Genomic DNA, 20,306 nt, shown 5'->3' with positions numbered 1-20,306 from the left:
GCTGGAGCGCACCGGAGGCGAACGGGCCGAAGGCGCACGGGCCGGAAAGAAGGGGCCGGGACACCTGTGCTCCCTGGTCCGTGTCGTCCCACCGAGCCGCAGGAGGCCTTGAGGTGGCGAGCGCACCTGAGCAGGAGGCAGTTGAGGAGGCGTGCGGGGTGCCGGCCGCGCGTCCGGCCGCCGAGCTGAACGGCAGGCAGCGCCCGGCCGACGCACCCGTTCCCGTGCCCGTGTGGCCGGGGGCGCCGATGCCGCTCGGGGCGCGGTTCCGCGTGGGGCCCGACGGGGTCGCGGGCACCAACTTCGCGCTGTGGGCGGGCGGGGCGGAGGCGGTCGAGCTGTGCCTGTTCGACGAGAGCGGCGAGGAAGGTGCGGAAGTCACGGAGACCCGTGTCCGGCTCACCGAGCTGACGCACGAGATCTGGCACGGCTTCGTCCCCGGTGTGCTGCCCGGCCGGCGCTACGGCTATCGCGTGCACGGCCGCTGGGACCCCTGGACCGGCGCCCGCTGGAACCCGGCGAAACTCCTCCTCGACCCGTACGCGCGCGCGGTGGACGGCGAGTTCCGGCTGCCGCCGGAGGTCTACGGGCACGTACGGGACTGGCCCCAGCAGCATGTGGCGGACACCGTGCGCGACGACCGGGACTCGGCGCCGTACGTCCCCAAGGGTGTCGTCGTCCACGACGATGCGACCGACGACGAATGGACGGACGACCGCCGCCCCAAGACCCCGTGGGCGGACTCGGTGATCTACGAGCTGCACGTCCGCGGCTTCACCGAACTGCACCCCGGTATCCCGGAGGAGCTGCGGGGCACATACGCCGGTCTGGCGCACCCCGCCGCCATCGACCACCTCGTACGGCTGGGCGTGACGGCGGTCGAGCTGCTCCCCGTGCACCAGTTCGCCCACGAGGACCACTTGCTGCGGCGCGGCCTGAAGAACTACTGGGGCTACAACTCGATCGGCTACTTCGCCCCGCACGCGGCCTACGCGGCCTCCGGGACGGCGGGTCAGCAGGTCGGCGAGTTCAAGCGCATGGTGCGCGCCCTGCACGCGGCCGGCATCGAGGTGATCCTCGACGTGGTCTACAACCACACGGCGGAGGCGAGCGAGCTGGGCCCGATGCTGTCGCTGCGCGGCATCGACAACCGGGGCTACTACCGCCTCCAGTCGGACGCGCGGCGCTACGCGGACTACACGGGCTGCGGCAACACCCTGCATGTCGTACAGCCGCACGTCCTGCGTCTGATCACGGACTCGCTGAGGTACTGGGTGACGGAGATGGGGGTGGACGGTTTTCGCTTCGATCTGGCGGCCGCTCTCGCCAGGTCCATGCACGACGTCGACATGCTGTCCCCCTTCCTCGCCGTCATCGCCCAGGACCCGGTGCTACGGCGGGTGAAGCTGATCGCCGAGCCCTGGGACGTCGGCTCGGGCGGCTACCAGGTCGGCGCCTTCCCTCCCCTGTGGACCGAGTGGAACGACCGCTACCGCAACGCCGTACGGGACTTCTGGCGGGGCGCCCTGCCGGACGTGCGCGACCTGGGCTACCGCCTGTCGGGGTCCAGCGACCTGTACGCGTGGGGCGGGCGGCGGCCGTACGCCTCGGTCAACTTCGTGACGGCGCACGACGGTTTCACCCTGCGGGACATGGTGTCGTACGAGCGCAAGCACAACGAGGCGAACGGGGAGGGCAACCGGGACGGTTCGGACGACAACCGGGCGTGGAACTGCGGGGCGGAGGGTGAGACGGAGGACGAGCGCGTACGGGCGCTGCGGCGGCGGCAGTTGAGGAACCTGCTGACGACGCTGCTGCTGTCCACGGGGGTGCCCATGCTGGTCGCGGGCGATGAGATGGGGCGGACGCAGCGTGGCAACAACAACGCGTACTGCCAGGACAACGAGATCAGCTGGCTGGACTGGAGTCTGCTGGAGGAGCCGGGCTGGAAGGCCCTGTTCGACCTGACGTCCCGCCTGATCGCCCTCCGCCACGAGCACCCCGTCCTCCGGCGCAGGGCCTTCTTCTCCGGCCGAGCCCATTCCGCCGACGGGCTGCGGGACCTGGCCTGGTTCACGGCCCGCGGGACGGAGATGACGGAACGGGACTGGTACGCGCCGGCGGCGACGCTGGGGATGTACTTGTCCGGGCGGGACATACCGGGGCGTGACGCCCGGGGTGTGCCCATCCTCGACGACAGCTTCCTCGCCGTCCTGCACGCCGGGGACCGGCCGGTGAGTTTCGTACTGCCCGGGGCGCCGTGGGCCGAGCGGTACGAGGTGGTCGTCGACACGTCGAGGGAGGAGCAGGAGTCGGCGCCGGGGGTGGTGCACCGCGCGGGGGGCGAGGTGACGGTGCCGGCTCGGGCGGTGTTGCTGCTGCGGGTGGTGAGGTGAGGGGTTCTTCGTCCCTCGACCGGGGGGCGTCCCCAGGCCCAGGTCGTAGGACCAGCGGCGGATTCGGGTCCGGCCAAAACTCAGTGGGCACTGTCAGTGCCGAACCGTAGGCTCGCTCGTGATGCCCACGACACGTGCAACCACCGGGGAAGACCGTTCAGCCGTACGAAGTCTGCTGCGCCTGTGGCCGTATGTACGGCCCGTGCGGGTGCGGCTGTTCACCGCCGCCGGCATCGCGGTCATCGCCTCGTGCACGGGTCTGATGATCCCGCTCGTCCTGAAGTGGATGGTGGACGGTCCGGTGGCCGACCGCGATACGCGGGGTGTGTGGCTCGGGGCGCTCTTTCTGCTGTTGCTCGGGCTCGGCGAGGCCCTGCTGTTCGGGCTGCGGCGGTGGCTGGTGGCCCGGCCGCTCGCCGGGGTCGAGGCGACGATGCGGGCGGATCTGTACCGGCATCTGCAACGGCTGCCGGTCGCCTTCCACGACCGGTGGGCCTCGGGGCAGCTGCTGTCCCGGGGGACGACGGACCTGATGCTGCTGCGGATGTTCCTCGCCTTTCCGCTGACCTTCCTGCTGGTCAACGGCGTCACCATCCTCGTCGGTGTGATCATCATGCTGTTGCAGGACTGGACACTCGGGCTGGTGATCCTGGGGCCCGCCGTTCCGGTGATGGTGCTCTGCGTGGTCTTCGAGAAGCGGTACGCCGTGGTCGCGCGGCGTGCGCAGGACCAGGTGGGCGACCTGACGACGGTCGTCGAGGAGAGCGTGCTCGGCATCCGCATCATCAAGGGGTTCGGGCGGCATCGGAGTCAGGCGCGGGCGTTCCGTGAGCTGTCGCGGACGTTGCGGGGGACCGAGCTGCGCAAGGCCCGGCTGCTCGCGGCGATCTGGGCCGTGATCGTGACGCTGCCCGAGCTGGCGATCGGGACCGCCCTCGTCCTCGGTACGGTTCAGGTGGCCGACGGGGCGTTGTCCGCGGGGACGCTGGTCGCCTTTCTGTCCACGGCACTCGCGCTGCGGTGGCCCGTCGACTCCATCGGCTTCCTGCTGGCGATGAGCCAGGAGGCGGCGACCGCGACGGAGCGGTACTTCGAGGTGATGGACGCGAAGCCCGAGGCGACGGAACTGTCCAGTGCCCCCGCGCCAGTGCTGACCGAGGGTGGGCCGCGCGACTCGGTGCTACGAGGTGCCACACTCAGTGGGACGGGCGCCGCCCCAGCGGCACGACTGCCCGCAGCTACGACCGGCGGTCTGCACTTCCACAACGTGCGGTTCCGCTACCCCGACGCCCCCGAGGACTCACCCCCCGTCCTGGAGCGCATCGACCTCCACATCCGCCCCGGCGAGTCCATGGCCCTGGTCGGCGCGACGGGCAGCGGCAAGACCACCCTCACGGCCCTCATCCCCCGCCTCCACGAACTGACCTCCGGCCGTATCACCCTCGACGGCCAGGACATCACCGAGATGTCCAGGGAAGCACTGCGTGCCCTGGTCTCCGTGGCCTTCGAGGAACCCACCCTCTTCTCCGCCTCCGTGGGCGAGAACGTCCTCATGGGCGCCCGACAGGACTCGGGCGAAGCGGAGTTGGAGCGCGCCCTCGCCATCGCCCAGGCCGACTTCGCCCACGCCCTCCCCCACGGCACGAAGACCCAGGTCGGCGAGCAGGGCCTCAGCCTCTCCGGCGGCCAGCGCCAACGCCTGGCGCTGGCGCGGGCCGTGGTGGGGCGCCCCCGGTTCCTCGTACTCGACGACCCCCTCTCCGCCCTGGACGTCCACACGGAGGCCGCGGTCGAAGCGGCCCTGCGCAGGGTCCTGGCCGAGACGACGGCCCTGATCGTGGCGCACCGCCCGTCCACGGTCCTGCTGGCCGACCGCGTGGCCCTGCTCTCCGGCGGCCGTATCGCCGCGGTGGGCACCCACCACGAACTGCTGCGCACGAACGCCGAGTACGCCCACCTGATGTCCGGCGCGGAAGAACCCGTAGCGGAACCGGAAGAACCCGTAGCCGAAGAGGCCATGGCCGGAGAGGAGGCCGCCCGATGACGACAACCCCCACGACGACGGCACCGGGCCAGGAGAAACCCGCCGACGAACCCCAGCCCACGGCCACCGCCCCGGCCACGACGACCGACCCCTTCGACCACGACGACCTCCCCACTCCCCCGGGCGCCACCGCCGCCCTGCTCCGCTCCCTGCTCGCCCCCATGAAGGCCCGGGTCGCCCTCACGACCGTGCTGCTCCTGCTCCAGCAGGCGGCGGTGCAGGCGGGCCCGCTGCTGGTGGCGTACGCCATCGACCAGGCGGTACCGGCGTTCCGGGAGGACCGGAACGGGCCGCTGATCGCGGTGGGAGTGGGGTACCTGCTGTGCGCGGTGGCCTCCGGCGCGCTCCAGTACGGGTTCATCGGTGTGTCCGCGCGCGTGAACCAGGACGTGCTGCTCGATCTGCGCGGCCGGATCTTCCGGCACGCGCAGGCGCTGAGCATCGACTTCCACGAGCGCTACACCTCGGGCCGGCTGATCTCCCGTTCCACGACGGACGTGGAGTCCCTGCGCGAACTGCTGGACGAAGGGCTCCAGGAGCTCGTCACCGTCATCCTGTCCTTCGTCTACATCTCCGCGATGCTGCTCTGGCTGGACCTCGGACTGGGCTCGGTCGCGGTGGCGTCGTTCGTGCCGCTGTATCTGCTCATACGGATGTACCGGCGCCGCGCCGGGCGGGTCTACCGGGTGCGGTCCACGGCGATCGCGGGCGTGATCGTGAAGTTCGTGGAGACGATGAACGGCATCCGCCCGGTACGGGCCTTCAGGCGCGAGGCGGCGAACGACGCGGAGTTCGCGGTGCTCAACCGCCGCCACGAACGCTCCAACGGCGACGCGCTGCTGGAGATGGCCCGTTATGTCGTGAGCTCCCGCGTGGTCGCCAACACGGCGGTCGCCGCGATCGTGCTGTGGGGCGCGTCCCGGGTGGCCGAGGGCACCCTGGCCCTGGGTGTGCTGGCGGCGGCGGTGCTGTATCTGCGGCGCCTGTACGACCCCATCGACCGGCTCGGCATGTTCCTCAACTCGTACCAGTCGGCGGCGGCCTCTCTGGAGAAGATCGCGGGCCTGCTCGCCCAGACGCCCTCGGTCCCGGAACCCGCGTCCCCGAAGCACCTGCCCGCCCAGGAGTCCGAACACCCGGGCCGCGAGGTCGTGTTCGAGGACGTGCGCTTCGCGTACCGCACCGGCGGCGAGGTACTCCCGCGCTTCGACCTCACGATCCCCGCCGGGCAGACCGTCGCCGTCGTCGGGTCCACGGGCGCCGGCAAGTCCACGCTCGCCAAGCTGCTGGCCCGCTTCTACGACCCCTCCGACGGCCGGGTCCTCCTCGACGGCGTCGACCTGCGCGACCTGGCCAACCCCGAACTGCGGCGCGGGGTGGTCATGGTGACCCAGGAGGCGTTCCTGTTCTCCGGCACGGTCGCCGAGAACATCGCCATCGGCCGCCCGGACGCCACCCGCGAAGAGGCCGAGCGGGCCGCCAGGGCGATCGGCGCCCATGACTTCATCAGCGCCCTGCCCGAGGGCTACGACACCGACGTACGCAAACGGGGTGGCCGTATCTCCGCCGGTCAGCGCCAACTGGTCGCGTTCGCACGGGCGTTGCTCGCCGACCCGGCCGTCCTGATCCTCGACGAGGCGACGAGTTCCCTCGACGTTCCCGGCGAACAGGCGGTCCAGCGCGCGATGCTGACCGTCCTGCGCGGCCGTACCGCCGTCGTGATCGCCCACCGTCTGTCGACCGTCGAGATCGCCGACCGCGTCCTCGTCATGGAGCACGGCCGCATCGTCGAGGACGGCAGCCCGGCCGAACTCATCGCGGGCACGGGCCGATTCGCGGATCTGCACCAGGCGTGGCGGGACAGCCTGGCGTGAAAACACCGCGAGTGAGCCGAAGGGGCGCGTCGGTGTCGAGAGGCCATGGGGGTCCCCCCGCGCGAGCGAAGCCGAGCGTGGGGGAGCGCGGAGGCCCGACGGAGGAGGGTCGAGCACGATCGGCCTCTCGACACCGGCTGTGGCGCCCCGGAGGCGAACCGAGCGTCAAAAAGGGGAGCCCGTACGAGGAACCCGGCACGCCCGACTCCCGCGGCGGCGGTCGCTACCTCTGGTGGCTCGTCGCCCGGCAGCCGGGGCGGTCCCTCGCCGGGGCCGTGCTGGGCACCGTCTGGCTGGTGCTGATGGCCCTGTCGCCGTATCTGCTGGCCCGGGCGATCGACGACGGGCTGGAGCCGGGCGACCTGGGCGCGCTGGTCGGGTGGTCGGCCGTGCTGCTGGGCGTGGGGACGTTCAACTCCTGGGTGAGCATCTCGCGGCACCGGGTGATGACCCGTATCCGGATGGACGCCAACTTCCGTACGGTCAAGGTCGTGGTGGGGCAGTCGGTCCGGCTGGGTGCCGCGCTGTCGCGCCGGGGCGGGGCGGGGGAGGTCGTCACGATCGGGGTGTCCGACGTGCGGACGATCAGCATGTCACTGACCGTGGTCGGGCCGGGTGTCGGCGCGGTCATCGGCTATGGGGTGGTGGCCGGGATGCTGTTCTCGGTCTCGCTGCCGCTGGCGGTGGTGGTGCTGCTCGGGGTGCCGGTCGTCGCCCTGCTCGTCGGGCCGATGATGAGCAGGTTGCAGGGCGCGGAGACGGTGTACCGCGAGCGGCAGGGTGTGCTGACCGCGCGGATCGGCGATCTCGCGGGCGGGCTGCGGGTCCTCAACGGGCTGGGCGGCAAAGGTCTGTTCGCGGACGCGTTCCGCCGTGACTCTCGCCGGCTCCAGGCGCAGGGCTACCGGGTCGGCGCGGTGACGAGCTGGATCCAGGCGCTCGGCATCGGGCTGCCGACACTGTTCCTCGCCGTGGTGACCTGGCTCGCGGCCCGGCTTGCCGCCCAAGGGTCCGTCTCCGTGGGCGAGTTGGTGTCGGTGTACGGCTATGTCGCGGTCCTGGTGCCGGTGGTGGCCTTCCTCATCGAGTGCGGCTACCAGATCAGCCGCGGTCTGGTGGCCGCCCGCCGGGTCGTACGGTTCCTGAGGCTGGAGCCCGAGGCCACGGACGACCGGGCGGCCCTGGACGCGCCCGCCTCCCCGGCCGTGCTGCACGACCCGGAGTCCGGCGTCCAGGTGGTGCCGGGGCGGCTGACGGCTCTGGCGGGCTCCCGGCCGGCGGACCTGGCGGCCGTGGTCGACCGTCTCGGGCGGTACGGCCCGACGGAGGTGACCTGGGGCGGCGTACGCCTCGACGAGGTCGCTTTGCCGCAGGTCAGAGACCGCATCCTGGTCGCCGACCACGAGGCCGACCTGTTCTCGGAGACGCTGCGCGAGCTGGTCTCCGGCCGCGGGGAGCCCGGCGAGGAGGACCTCCTGCGGGCGGTGCGCGCGGCCGTCGCCGACGACATCGTCCTCGGCCTGCCGGACGGCCTCGACTCGGCGATCGACGCGCAGGGGCGCAACCTCTCCGGCGGGCAGCGGCAGCGCGTACGGCTGGTCCGGGCGCTGCTGGCCGACCCGGAGGTGCTGCTCGCCGTGGAGCCGACCTCCGCGCTCGACGCGCACACCGAGGCCGCCGTCGCCGAGCGCCTGCGCGCGGCACGCGAGGGCCGTACGACCGTCGTCACCAGCACCTCCCCGCTCGTGCTCGACCGGGCGGACACCGTGTACTACCTGGTCGACGGCAAGGTCGCGGCGGCCGGCCGCCATCTCGAACTCCTCGGCCAGGAGCCGGGGTACCGCGCGCTGGTGTCCCGCGACACGGCCGACGAAGAGGAGTCCGTACGGTGACCGCGTCCGCGCAGCTGCCCATAGCCGAGCCCGCCGACGTACGCCGGGCGGCGCTGCGGCTGGTCCGGGCGGACAGGCGGGCCTTCGGCGCCGTACTCGTCCTCAACGTCCTCGCCGCGGGCGCCGGTCTGGTCGGTCCGTGGCTGCTCGGGCGGATCATCGACGAGGTGCGGGCCGGGGGCGGGGTGGCGGTCGTGGACCGGCTGGCGTTCGTCATCCTGGTGTGCGCGGTGGCGCAGGTGCTGCTGGCGCGGTGGGCGCGGTATGCGGGACACCGATTCGGGGAGCGGACGCTGGCGCGGGTGCGCGAGGAGTTCGTGGAGCGGGCGCTGGCACTGCCGTCCTCGGTGGTGGAGCGGGCCGGGACGGGCGATCTGACGGCCCGCGGCACCGCCGATGTCGCCGCCGTGGGCACCACGTTGCGTGACGCCGGGCCCGTGCTGCTGATCTCCTCGGTGCAGTGCCTGTTCATCCTCGGCGCGGTGTTCGCCCTCGAACCGCTGCTCGGCGTCTCGGCGCTGCTCTCCCAGGTGGGCATCTGGTGGGCGCTGCGCTGGTATCTGCTCCGGGCGCGCACGGCGTATCTCGCCGAGGGGGCGGCCACGTCGGAGGTCGCCGAGATCGTCGCGGCGACGGCCGACGGCGCGCGTACGGTCGAGGCGTTCGGGCTGCGGGGGCGGCGCGTCGCCGCGAGCCGTCGGGCGCTGGCGACGTCCCGGCGCACCCGGCTGCACACCCTGTATCTGCGGAGCGTGTTCTTCCCTGCCGTGGAGGTCTCGTACGTCCTCCCTGTGGTCGTCGTGCTGCTGGTCGGCGGTGTGCTGCACGAGCGCGGGGCGATGAGCCTGGGCACGGTGGTGGCGGCCGCCCTGTATCTACGGCAGTTGGAGTCGCCGCTCGACGATCTGCTGAGCCAGGTCGAGCAACTGCAGAGCAGCGGTGCCTCGTTCGCGCGCGTGGAGGGGCTGGGCCGGGCGCCGCGGGCGGAGGAGACGGACTCGCCGGTGCCGGTGGACGACCGGATCGATGTGCGCGGGGTGCGTTACGCGTACGACCGCGGGGGCGAGGTGCTGCGCGGGGTCGACCTGACCGTCCGGCCGGGCGAGCGGCTGGCGGTCGTCGGCCCGTCGGGGGCGGGCAAGACCACGCTGTGCCGGCTGCTCGCGGGGATCGACGCGCCGCGTTCGGGCACGGTGACGGTGGGGCGGGTGCCGATCTCCGCGCTGGGCCCGGAGGAGCTGCGGCGGCAGGTCGTCCTCGTCACCCAGGAGCACCATGTGTTCCTGGGCACCGTCCGCGACAACCTGCTCATCGCCGAACCGTCCGCCACCGACGCCCAGTTGTGGGCCTCGCTGGCCGCGGTCGGCGCCGACGGATGGGTGGGCGAACTGCCGGCCGGCCTCGACACCGACCTGGGCCCCGACGGCCACGCCACCGACGGCTCCCAGGCCCAGCAACTCGCCCTGGCCCGCGTGGTGCTGGCCGACCCCCACACCCTGATCCTCGACGAGGCCACCGCCCTGCTGGACCCGACCACCGCCCGCCACACCGAGCGCGCCCTCGCCGCCGTACTCGAAGGGCGCACCGTCATCGCCATCGCCCACCGGCTCCACACCGCCCACGACGCCGACCGGGTGGCCGTCATGGAGGAGGGCCACCTGACCGAACTCGGCACGCACGACGAGCTGGTGGCGGCGGACGGGGCGTATGCGGCGCTGTGGAGGTCGTGGCACGGCTGAGGGGTGCCGGGCGGCGTGGGCACGTGGGGCACGTGGGCGTGCGCCTCGCTTCCGCGAGGCCGCTCAGCAGCGGCCTCCGGCGGTCACGGCGAGCGAACAGTCCGTATACCGAACATGACCAACCGGGCAACGGATGGTTTCCGGCCAATCTATTGACGCGACCCTGACAGCGAGCGCGCTCACCTGACACGCTTCCCCCGGCTACTTCACAGCAACCCCACAACGCTCGGCCTTTCGTTGCCGTGCCGTCTTGTTCTGCCCGCACGGCGACCCACCGTGCGCTCTCCCCTGGCCGCGCAACCCGCGGCCGCGCAGAAGGAGTCAGTGTTGAGACGCCAGTCCCACAGACGCACCTCCCACACCACCACCCCCCACAGATCCCGCACCTTCCAGCGACGTGCCGCCGCCGGCGCGCTCGTCGCCGTCACCGCCCTGTTGGCCGCGGCCGTCCAGTCGGGCGCCGCCACCGCCGCCCCGGAGAAGGCACCGTCGGCTGCGGGCAAGGCCGACCCGGGCGCCCTGCCCAAGAAGCTCACCCCCGCCCAGCGGGCCGAGCTGATACGCGAGACCAACGCGGCCAAGGCCGACACGGCCAAGGAGCTGGGTCTCGGCGCCAAGGAGAAGCTCGTCGTCCGTGACGTGGTCCAGGACCGCGACGGCACGACCCACACGCGCTACGAGCGCACCTACGACGGCCTCCCGGTCCTCGGCGGCGACCTGGTCGTCGAGACGACCGCGGGCCGGGCCGAAGGTGTCGTGAAGGCCAGCCGGGCCACCATCAAGGTCGCGTCCCTCACGCCGGCGATCGCCGCCTCGAAGGCCGAGAAGCAGGCCCTGGACGCCGCGAAGGCTGAGGAGGCCAAGAGCCCCGACGTCAACCGCGCGCCCCGCAAGGTCGTCTGGGCGGCCGACGGCACCCCGACCCTGGCGTACGAGACGGTGGTCGGCGGCTTCCAGCACGACGGCACCCCGCAGGAGCTGCACGTCATCACGGACGCCACCACCGGCGAGCAGCTGTTCGAGTGGGAAGCCATCGAGACCGGCACCGGCCACACGGTGTACAGCGGCACGGTGGACCTCACCACCACGCAGTCCGGGTCGACGTACAACCTCACCGACGGCGCGCGCGGCAACCACCGCACCTACAACCTGAACCGCGGCACCTCCGGCACGGGCACGCTGTTCTCCGGCTCCGACGACGTGTGGGGCGACGGCAGCGCGTCCAACCTGGAGTCGGCCGCCGCCGACGCGCACTACGGTGCCGCGCTGACCTGGGACTACTACAAGAACGTGCACGGCCGCAACGGCATCCGCGGCGACGGGGTGGGAGCGTACTCCCGGGTCCACTACGGCAACAACTACGTCAACGCCTTCTGGTCCGACAGCTGCTTCTGCATGACGTACGGCGACGGCGCGAACAACGCCAACCCGCTGACGTCGATCGACGTGGCCGCGCACGAGATGACGCACGGACTGACCTCGAACACCGCGGGCCTCAACTACAGCGGAGAGTCCGGCGGTCTGAACGAGGCGACCTCCGACATCTTCGGCGCGACGGTGGAGTTCTACGCGGACAACCCCTCCGACGTGGGTGACTACCTCATCGGCGAGGAGATCAACATCCGCGGCGACGGCACGCCGCTGCGCTACATGGACCAGCCGAGCAGGGACGGCGTGTCGAAGGACAGCTGGTACTCCGGGATCGGCTCGATCGACGTGCACTACTCGTCGGGCCCGGCGAACCACTTCTTCTACCTGCTGAGCGAGGGCAGCGGCACCAAGACCATCAACGGTGTCACCTACAACTCGCCCACCTCGGACGGCCTTCCGGTGACCGGCATCGGCCGCGCCAAGGCGGAGCAGATCTGGTTCAAGGCGCTCACCACGCAGTTCACCTCCACCACCAACTACGCGCGCGCCCGCACCGGAACCCTGGCGGTCACCGCCGACCTGTACGGCACCGACAGCGCCGAGTACGCGGCGGTGCAGGATGCGTGGGCGGGCGTCAACGTCGGTGCGCGCTCCGGCGACGACGGCGGGGGCGGGGGCGGCGGTACGTCGTTCGAGAACGGCACCGCCGTGTCGATTCCGGACAACGGGGCCGCGGTGACGTCGTCGGTCACCGTCTCCGGCATCACCGGCAACGCGCCGTCGAACCTGGCGGTGGCCGTGGACATCACCCACACCTGGCGCGGTGACCTCGTCATCGACCTCGTGGCGCCCGACGGCTCGGTGTACAACCTCAAGCCGTTCAGCTCCTCCGACTCGGCGGACGACGTCTTCGAGACCTACACGGTCAACGCCTCCTCCGAAGTGGCCAACGGCGCCTGGCAGTTGAGGGTCCAGGACCAGGCGCGGTTCGACACCGGCAACATCAACAGCTGGAAGCTGACGTTCCCGTAGGCGTACGCGTGGACCCGCGTGCGGACATACGCGTGACGGGCTCGTGAGCCGGGCGCCGTCCCGGGGGGGCAACTCCCCGGGACGGCGCCCTCTTTGCCGTACGCGGAAGGCGGATCGACCGGCGTTTTGCCGCTGTTCGAAGCCGAATAACACACCGGAAACAGTTCCGGACGGCACCTTTCAGCCAACATCACTCCACCCTCCTGGCATGCACACGCCCCGGATGTCACTCTTCTCGATCGACGTGGCCGGCCACGAGATGACCCACGGCCTCACCTCGAACACCGCGGGCCTGCGCTAGAGCGGCGAGTCCGGCGGCCCGAACAAGGCCACGTCCGACATCCTCGGCACGGCGGTGGAGTTCTACGCGGCGAACCCCAGGACCCCGGGCGACTACCTCATCGGCGAGAAGATCGACATCCGGGGCAACGGCACCCCGCTGCGCTACGGTCCGCCTGACGTTCGCTTGGCCGAGGGGCGGTACCCGGAGAGAAGGCGACTCCGGGTACCGCTTTACGCTTAGGGCCTATGCCCCACACGGACGGCCGCGTTCCGCACGGCCCCTTCGCAGACGGCCCCTTCACCTACGAGGACGTGGGCGCGACCCTCGACGGCCGCTGCCCACCCGGCTTCCACCCCCTCCGCGTCCGATCGCGCATCGGGGAGGGGGTGGCGGTGTTCACCCGCGCCACGCAGGCACTGCTGTCCTGGGAGATGCACAGGGAAGTGGGCGTGGGCATCACGGCCGAGGCTCCGGAGGCGGCCCCCGGTGTGGACGTCACGGTCACCCTGGGCGGAGTCATCAAGGCCCCGTGCCGCGTGGTCTGGCGCGTCGACGAGCCCCGGCGCGTGGGCTGGGCCTACGGCACCCTCCCCGGCCACCCGGAGTGCGGCGAGGAGGCCTTCGTCATCGACCGCACGGGCGACGGGACCGTGTGGCTGACGGTGACCGCGTTCAGCCGCGGGGCCAAGTGGTACGCACGGGCGGGCGGGGCTGCGACTCGGGGGCTGCAGCACGCGTATGCGCGGCGGTGCGGGGCCGTGCTGCGGAGGCTGTGCGCGGAGTTCGAGGAGTGAGGCACTCTTGGGCACGGACTCCACCACTCCGCCTCTGAGCCGGGAGGTTGCCGCCGGTGGCCGGGGGCGCAGCAGAGCGGCGCCGACACCATGTGGGAGATGTGGCTCCACGAGAGCGTCGCCGGCCTGCGCCCCGGTGACGCGGGCTACCGCACCTTCACCGTGCGCCCCGACGCCCGTAGGGAGTGGACTGGGCACGTACGTCGATCCGGACCGTGAGGGGCAGGGCTTCGGTCGGCTGGAGACGCTCGGGGGACCGTCTGCGTCTCGCCGTCGAGGTGCTCGTGGGCGCGGAAGCCGAGGTACATGTGCCGGCGGCCCGGCGGCAGGACACGGCCGCGCCGCGCGGGGCGGAGCATGTGCGCTCCGAGCCCGGCCACGTCGTCTACCGCGTGCCGCACGGCAGCTGGGAGTTCACCGGGAAGGCCGGGCCGGTGCCCGCTTCGGTGTTGTCCTCCTGAAGCACTAGGGATTGCCCCCGATACCCGTTTCAGGGCCGCGCCTCTACTCTCCCCCTAAGCATCACCGCGTGTGCAACCGAGGGGGGAACTCCATGAAGGCAGTCGTGCAGGACCGTTACGGATCACCCGACGTCCTGGAGGTCAAGGACGTCGAGCAGCCCGTGCCGGGTGACGGCGAGGTGCTCGTGCGCGTACGGGCCGCGTCCGTCAACGCGGCCGACTGGCACCTCATGCGCGGAGACCCGTACGTGGCGCGGCTCGCCCTCGGGCTTCGAAGGCCCAGGGCCAGGATCCGCGGCCGGGACTTCGCCGGAGTCGTGGAGGCGGTCGGCGCACAGGTCACCGGACTCCGGCCCGGCGACGAAGTGTTCGGGGAAGTCGACGGGACCTTCGCCGAGTACGTCACCGTCCCCGAGTCAGGCGTCGGCCGCAAACCCGCGTCCCTCACCTTCGAGCAGGCCGCCGCCGTCCCCCTCGCCGGGGGCACGGCCCTCATCGGCCTGCGGGACAGGGGGGAGGTGCGGCCCGGGCAGCGCGTGCTCATCAACGGCGCGTCCGGGGGCGTCGGTACGTTCGCCGTGCAGATCGCCAAGGCGCTCGACGCCGAGGTGACCGCCGTGTGCAGCGCACGCAACGCCGACCTCGTCACGTCCCTCGGGGCCGACCACATCGTCGACTACGCCAAGGAGGACTTCACCCAAAGCGGGCAGCGGTACGACGTCGTCCTCGACCTCACCGCCACCCGGCCCCTCCTCGACCTCCGGCGCGCCCTCACCCCCACCGGCATCCTCGTCCTGGGCGGCGGGGGCACACCCGGTCATCTCCTCGGCCCGCTCTGGCTCACGCTTCGGGGCGTCCTGACCTCCCCCTTCGTACGACAGCGAGTGCGGCCGCTCCTCGTCGCGCCCAGCGCGGCGAACCTCGCGGCGCTCAGGGAACTCACCGACTCCGGGAAGATCACCCCGGTCGTCGAGCGCACCTATCCTCTGGCCGAGGCCCCCGAAGCCATCCGCCACCTCGAAGTGGAGCACGCGCGCTCGAAGATCGTCATCACCGTCTGAACCGCACCCCGAGGAGCGCTCAGCGCATCAACACCCCCGCCCCCTCCCCTGTCCCCTCCGACGGCACCGCCACCAGCCCCACCTCCGCGGGCGACGCGAGCAGGCGGTGCGCCGGGAGGATGCGTACCGTGTAGCCGAAGGGGCCCGTGCGGTCCAGGGACAGCGGGCCCTCGTACGCCCAACGGCCTTCCTCGTCCGGTCCGCCGGTCGGCTTCAGGGGCACGCAGTCCGCGTCCGTGATGCGGTCCTGGGAGTCGACGCGGCCCGAGACCGCCTGGACCTCCACGTCGTCCGGGGCCAGGTCGCCGAGCCCCACCCGCACCCGGAGCGACATGGTCGTGCCCAGCTCCGCCGTGGCCGTCGTCTCCGACGTCTCCACGTGGTCGACCGTCACCCCGTGCCAGGCTCCCCTGACCCGCGCCTTCCACAGCGACAACTCCTGTGCCACAGGCGGAGTCAGGGCACGGTGCGCCCTGGCCGCGGGCGCGTACAGGCGCTCCACGTACTCCCGCACCATCCGGCCCGCCAGCACCTTGGGGCCCAGGTGGGTGAGGGTCTGGCGCACCATCTCGATCCACCGGTCCGGCAGTCCGCCCTGCCCGCGCTCGTAGAAGCGGGGGGCGACTCGCTGCTCCAGCAGGTCGTACAGCGCCGTCGCCTCCAGGTCGTCCCGGCGGTCGTCGTCGGTCGCCGTGCCGTCCGCCGTGGGGATGGCCCAGCCGAAGTCCGGCTGGTACCACTCGTCCCACCAGCCGTCCAGAACGGACAGGTTCAGGCACCCGTTCAGCGCGGCCTTCATGCCGCTGGTCCCGCACGCCTCCAGCGGGCGCAGCGGATTGTTCAGCCATACGTCGCAGCCGGGGTACAGCTTCTGCGCCATCGCCATGCCGTAGTCGGGCAGGAACACGAGGCGGTGGCGTACGCGCGGGTCGTCCGCGAAGCGCACCAGCTCCTGGATCAGGCGTTTGCCGCCGTCGTCCGCCGGGTGCGCCTTCCCGGCCACCACGATCTGGATCGGGCGCTCCTCGTGCAGCAGCAGGTCCATCAGGCGGTCCCGGTCCCGCAGCATCAGGGTCAGGCGTTTGTACGACGGGACGCGGCGCGCGAAGCCGATCGTCAGGACGTCGGGGTCCAGTACGCCGTCGATCCAGCCCAGTTCGGCCGTACCGGCGCCCCGCTGACGCCACGCCACGTGCAGCCGCTCCCGTACCTCCACCACCAACTGCTCGCGCAGCACCCGCCGTAGATCCCAGATGTCCTGGTCGGAGATCTCCGCCACCGCGTCCCAGCGGCCGGAAGCCCCTACCGTCATCGCGTCCTCCGCGCGCTGCGCGCCGATCTGCCGCGCGCCGAGGCGGAACACCTCCGGTGCCACCCAGGTCGGGGCGTGCACGCCGTTCGTCACCGAGGTGATCGGGACCTCGGACGGGTCGAAGCCCGGCCACAGGCCCGAGAACATCTCCCGGCTGACGTCGCCGTGCAGCAGCGAGACGCCATTCGCCCGTTGCCCCAGCCTGAGGCCCATCACCGCCATGTTGAAGACGTTCGGGTCGCCGCCCGAGTACGTCTCCATCCCGAGCCCCAGGATGCGTTCGACGTCGATGCGCGGGAGCTCCGCGTCGGGGCCGAAGTGGTGGGCCACCAGCTCGCGGTCGAAGCGGTCGATGCCGGCGGGGACGGGGGTGTGGGTGGTGAAGACCGTGCCCGCGCGGACCGCCTCAAGGCCCGCGTCGAAGTCCAGCCCCTTGTCGCAGAGTTCGGCGATGCGCTCCAGGCCGAGGAAGCCGGCGTGGCCCTCGTTGGTGTGGAAGACCTCCGGCTCCGGGTGGCCGGTCAGGCGGCAGTACGTCCGTACCGCCCGCACGCCCCCTATGCCGAGCAGCATCTCCTGGAGCAGCCGGTGTTCGCTGCCGCCGCCGTAGAGGCGGTCGGTCACGCCGCGTTCGCCGAGGTCGTTCTCCTCCACGTCCGAGTCGAGCATCAGCAGCGGCACACGGCCGACCTGGGCCTGCCAGATGCGGGCGTGCAGTTCGCGGCCGCCGGGGAGGGCCAGGGAGAGCTGGGCCGGGGAGCCGTCGGGTTCCCTGAGGGACGCCACGGGGAGTTCGTGGGGGTCGAGGACCGGATAGTGCTCCTGTTGCCAGCCGTCGCGGGACAGGGACTGGCGGAAGTAGCCGTGCCGGTACAGCAGGCCCACGCCGATCAGGGGGACGCCGAGGTCGCTGGCCGACTTCAGATGGTCGCCGGCCAGGATTCCCAGGCCGCCGGAGTACTGCGGGAGTGCCGCCGTGATGCCGAACTCCGGTGAGAAGTACGCGACGGCGGCGGGGAGTCCGGCGGGCTGGGACTGGTACCAGCGGTCGCCGGAGACATAGTCGCGCAGGTCGTCGGCCGCGGCGGCGAGGCGGCGCAGGAAGCGGCGGTCCCCGGCGAGTTCGGCGAGACGCTCGGGCGGGACGCTGCCGAGGAGCCGTACGGGGTCGCCGCCGGACGCGGCCCAGCACTCGGGGTCGACGGACTGGAAGAGATCACGGGTCTCGGCATGCCAGGACCAGCGCAGATTGCGCGCCAGGTCGCTGAGCGGGTGAAGGGCTTCGGGGAGGACGGGTCGTACGGTGAATCTGCGGATCGCCTTCACGGGGATGCCACCTTCACGGAGGACGTACGCGGCCGAGGGACGCACACCGCTGTGCGTCCCTTCGTCCCCCGACGGTAGCGGTGAGAGTGCCTCCACGACATGGTGCCTCCCCGGGCGCGCTCCTCCGAGTCCCCCCACCCCAGTGCCCCCACCCCAGTGCCACTCGCCGCAACCATCAATTGAGAAACCACGACGGCGAGCAACCAGGTCCGCGAGAGCGGCGCCGGTTTAGGCGCAAAGGGGTGCGAGCAACCAGGTCCGCCAGAGCGGCGCCGGTTTAGGCGCAAAAAGGGGCCTTGTGGCACTTCATCCATCACGAGAGGCTGCCCACGTGGCGTACCGGCCGGCTTCCGCCGCACCCGGGGAACTCCGGCCACCGTGCGCCGAGTTGAGGAGGGGGTAGTCAAGTCATGCACCACCGTGCACGGATCGAACACATCACGCGTACCTCACGCGTCTCGCGCACCGGCCGCACCAGAGGCAGGCGGCTGCGCTGGGGCGCCGGACTCACCGCGGTCACCATGGCCACGATGCTTTCGGCCATCACGCTGCCCGCGCAGGCCCTCCCGCAGGGACCGATCCTGGGCGCCGGTGCCCCCGGCTCCGTCAGCGGGAGTTACATCGTGACGCTCAAGGGGGGAACGAAGGCCTCGGCGGAGGCCGGAAAGGACATCGCCGGCAAATATGGGGCGAAAATCCGCCACACCTACAGCTCGGTCCTGAACGGCTATTCCGTGAAGGCCGGCGAGCGTCAGGCACGGGCGCTCGCGGCGGACTCCCGCGTCGCCTCGGTCGTCCAGGACACCGAGGTGACGTACGACCACCGCCAGAAGAACCCGCCCTCGTGGGGCCTGGACCGCATCGACCAGCGGAAGCTGCCGCTCGACAAGAGCTACACATGGCCCGATTCGGCGGGCAAGGGCGTCACGGTGTACGTCATCGACACCGGCATCCGCGTCACGCACAAGGACTTCGGCGGCCGGGCGCGCTACGGCTGGGACTTCGTCGGCGACGACGGCACCGCGGGCGACGGCAACGGCCATGGCACCCATGTCGCGGGCACCGTCGCGGGAGCCAGGTACGGCGTCGCGAAGAAGGCCGACGTCGTCGCCGTACGCGTGCTCGACAACGCCGGCGCCGGCACGACCGCCCAGGTCATCGCGGGCATCGACTGGGTGACCAGGAACGCCGGGAAGCCCGCCGTGGCCAACCTGAGCCTCGGCGGCCCCGCCAACGCGCAGCTCGACGCCGCCGTACGCAACTCCATCGCGTCCGGGGTCACGTTCACGGTCGCCGCGGGCAACGACGGGCTCCTGGCAGGCCTGTACTCCCCGGCCCGGGTCGGCCAGGCGATCACGGTCGGCGCGACGGACCGCAAGGACGCGAGGGCGGGCTTCTCCAACTGGGGCCCGAGTCTGGACCTGTTCGCGCCCGGCGTGGCGATCACCTCCGCGGCGCACACGAGCGACACCGCCAGGGCGACCTACTCCGGTACGTCGATGGCGAGCCCGCACGTCGCCGGCGCCGCCGCGCTCTATCTGGCCGAACACCGGGGCGCCGATCCGGCCCAGGTGAGCAAGGCACTTACCGGCCAGGCGGTGAAGGGGAAGGTCCGTGGGAAGGGGGCCGGTTCACCGAACAGGCTCCTGCAGGTCAACCACCCGTAGCGACGCTTCCACGGCACCCGGACGGCCCACGGGAGCCCCACGGGAATCAAGCGGAACAGCAAGCCGAGACCGGCCGGCCTCGTCCTCCCCGACGAGGCCGGTCTTGTGTGTAGACATACGCGTGAGTAGTTAACAAAGTGCCGGAATGCCCACCCGCATAGAGTGGGAAGGCTCCTCCGGTACGCCCCGCAGGCCCCACCTCCCCACACCCTCATCCGCCCACCCCCGTTGACGCGGACAGGAGCGGCCATGCCCGCCACGCACCACTCGTCAGCACCCCCGACGACCAGCAGCACGACCGGCAACACGACCAGCACGACCACCCGTACGACGACCACCACCACCGCGCCCGCCGAGCGCCCCGCGCGCCCCGCGGACGCCGGTCCACCCCCCACCCCGAGCGCCCCCACCATCGGACGCATACCGGTCCTCGACGTCCGCCCGGTCGTCCACCACGGGCGCCGCCCCGCGAAGGCGGTCGTGGGCGAGTCCTTCGAGATCTCCGCCACCGTCTTCCGCGAAGGCCACGACGCGGTCGCCGCCAATGTCGTACTCAAAGACCCCGAGGGCCGCCCCGGCCCCTGGACGCCCATGCGCGAACTGGCCCCCGGAACCGACCGCTGGGGCGTCACCGTCACCGTGCCGGGCGAGGGCCGCTGGACGTACACCGTGGAAGCCTGGGGCGACCCGGTCACCACCTGGCGGCACCACGCACAGATCAAGATCCCGGCGGGCCTGGACACCGAACTGGTCCTGGAGGAGGGCGCCCAGCTGTACGAGCGGGCCGCCACCGGGGTGCCCAAGAACGAGGGCAGGCGGGACGTGCTCCTCACCGCCGTCGACGCCCTGCGCGACGAGACCCGCCCGGCCGCCGCCCGCCTCGCCGCCGCGCTCACCCCCGAGGTCGACGCGATCCTCGCCCGGCATCCACTGCGCGAACTGGTCACCTCCTCCGATGAGTTGCCGCTGCTGGTGGAGCGGGAGCGGGCGTTGTACGGCTCCTGGTACGAGTTCTTCCCGCGTTCCGAGGGCACCCCCGAGCGCCCGCACGGCA

The 20,306-nt window shown here is 71.8% G+C and carries 12 protein-coding genes and 1 pseudogene; 12 read left to right on the top strand and 1 reads right to left on the bottom strand.

Translation table 11 applies throughout. The features are described from left to right. Positions 1-113: 113 nt before the first annotated feature. From glgX to ACWD3C_RS42400, 10 genes and pseudogenes are all read left to right on the top strand, one after another. Positions 114-2,396, top strand: a complete 2,283-nt coding sequence (gene glgX, locus ACWD3C_RS42445; RefSeq protein ID WP_451153071.1) for a glycogen debranching protein GlgX — start codon at positions 114-116, stop codon at positions 2,394-2,396. Between the two features lie 121 nt (positions 2,397-2,517). Then, positions 2,518-4,440, top strand: a complete 1,923-nt coding sequence (locus tag ACWD3C_RS42440; protein ID WP_451153069.1) for an ABC transporter ATP-binding protein — start codon at positions 2,518-2,520, stop codon at positions 4,438-4,440. Continuing rightward, the gene (locus ACWD3C_RS42435) at positions 4,437-6,314 is read left to right on the top strand and encodes an ABC transporter ATP-binding protein (RefSeq protein WP_451153067.1); all 1,878 of its coding nucleotides are present in this window, start codon (positions 4,437-4,439) and stop codon (positions 6,312-6,314) included. Before ACWD3C_RS42440 ends, ACWD3C_RS42435 begins: the two co-directional genes overlap by 4 nt. 137 nt (positions 6,315-6,451) lie before the next feature. Then, positions 6,452-8,206 (top strand): ABC transporter transmembrane domain-containing protein, encoded by a 1,755-nt coding sequence (locus tag ACWD3C_RS42430; RefSeq protein WP_451153089.1) that lies wholly within the window; start codon positions 6,452-6,454, stop codon positions 8,204-8,206. After that, complete coding sequence (locus tag ACWD3C_RS42425; protein ID WP_451153065.1) at positions 8,203-9,945, top strand: ABC transporter ATP-binding protein; 1,743 nt, start codon at positions 8,203-8,205, stop codon at positions 9,943-9,945. Before ACWD3C_RS42430 ends, ACWD3C_RS42425 begins: the two co-directional genes overlap by 4 nt. A gap of 324 nt (positions 9,946-10,269) precedes the next feature. Beyond that, complete coding sequence (locus tag ACWD3C_RS42420; RefSeq protein ID WP_451153063.1) at positions 10,270-12,348, top strand: M4 family metallopeptidase; 2,079 nt, start codon at positions 10,270-10,272, stop codon at positions 12,346-12,348. A 229-nt stretch (positions 12,349-12,577) separates the two neighbouring features. Next, a pseudogene (locus tag ACWD3C_RS42415) lies at positions 12,578-12,796 on the top strand (M4 family metallopeptidase); the annotation flags it as partial. 80 nt (positions 12,797-12,876) lie between these two features. Further along, on the top strand, positions 12,877-13,425 hold the full coding sequence (locus ACWD3C_RS42410) for a DUF1990 family protein (RefSeq protein WP_451153061.1): 549 nt from the start codon (positions 12,877-12,879) through the stop codon (positions 13,423-13,425). A gap of 215 nt (positions 13,426-13,640) precedes the next feature. Continuing rightward, a complete protein-coding gene (locus ACWD3C_RS42405; RefSeq protein WP_451153059.1) occupies positions 13,641-13,886 on the top strand; it encodes an alpha-L-rhamnosidase C-terminal domain-containing protein in 246 nt (81 codons plus the stop codon). A gap of 92 nt (positions 13,887-13,978) precedes the next feature. After that, entirely contained in the window at positions 13,979-14,947 is a 969-nt protein-coding gene (locus ACWD3C_RS42400; protein WP_451153057.1) for an NAD(P)-dependent alcohol dehydrogenase, read from the top strand. Positions 14,948-14,966: 19 nt separating this feature from the next. Here the strand turns inward: ACWD3C_RS42400 and glgP are convergent, their stop codons facing one another. Continuing rightward, positions 14,967-17,585, bottom strand: coding sequence for an alpha-glucan family phosphorylase (gene glgP / locus ACWD3C_RS42395; protein WP_451153055.1), 2,619 nt, complete (start codon positions 17,583-17,585; stop codon positions 14,967-14,969). Between the two features lie 410 nt (positions 17,586-17,995). Here glgP and ACWD3C_RS42390 point away from each other — a divergent pair, with 410 nt between their 5' ends. Continuing rightward, positions 17,996-19,252, top strand: coding sequence for a S8 family peptidase (locus ACWD3C_RS42390; protein WP_451153053.1), 1,257 nt, complete (start codon positions 17,996-17,998; stop codon positions 19,250-19,252). A 249-nt stretch (positions 19,253-19,501) separates the two neighbouring features. Next, a partial coding sequence (locus tag ACWD3C_RS42385) for a maltotransferase domain-containing protein (RefSeq protein ID WP_451153051.1) occupies positions 19,502-20,306 on the top strand: 805 nt, incomplete at its 3' end.

It is taken from the genome of Streptomyces sp. NPDC002845 (genome assembly GCF_053591955.1).
Note: the sequence above shows the minus strand (reverse complement) of the source record. Positions and strands in the feature narration are given on the sequence as shown.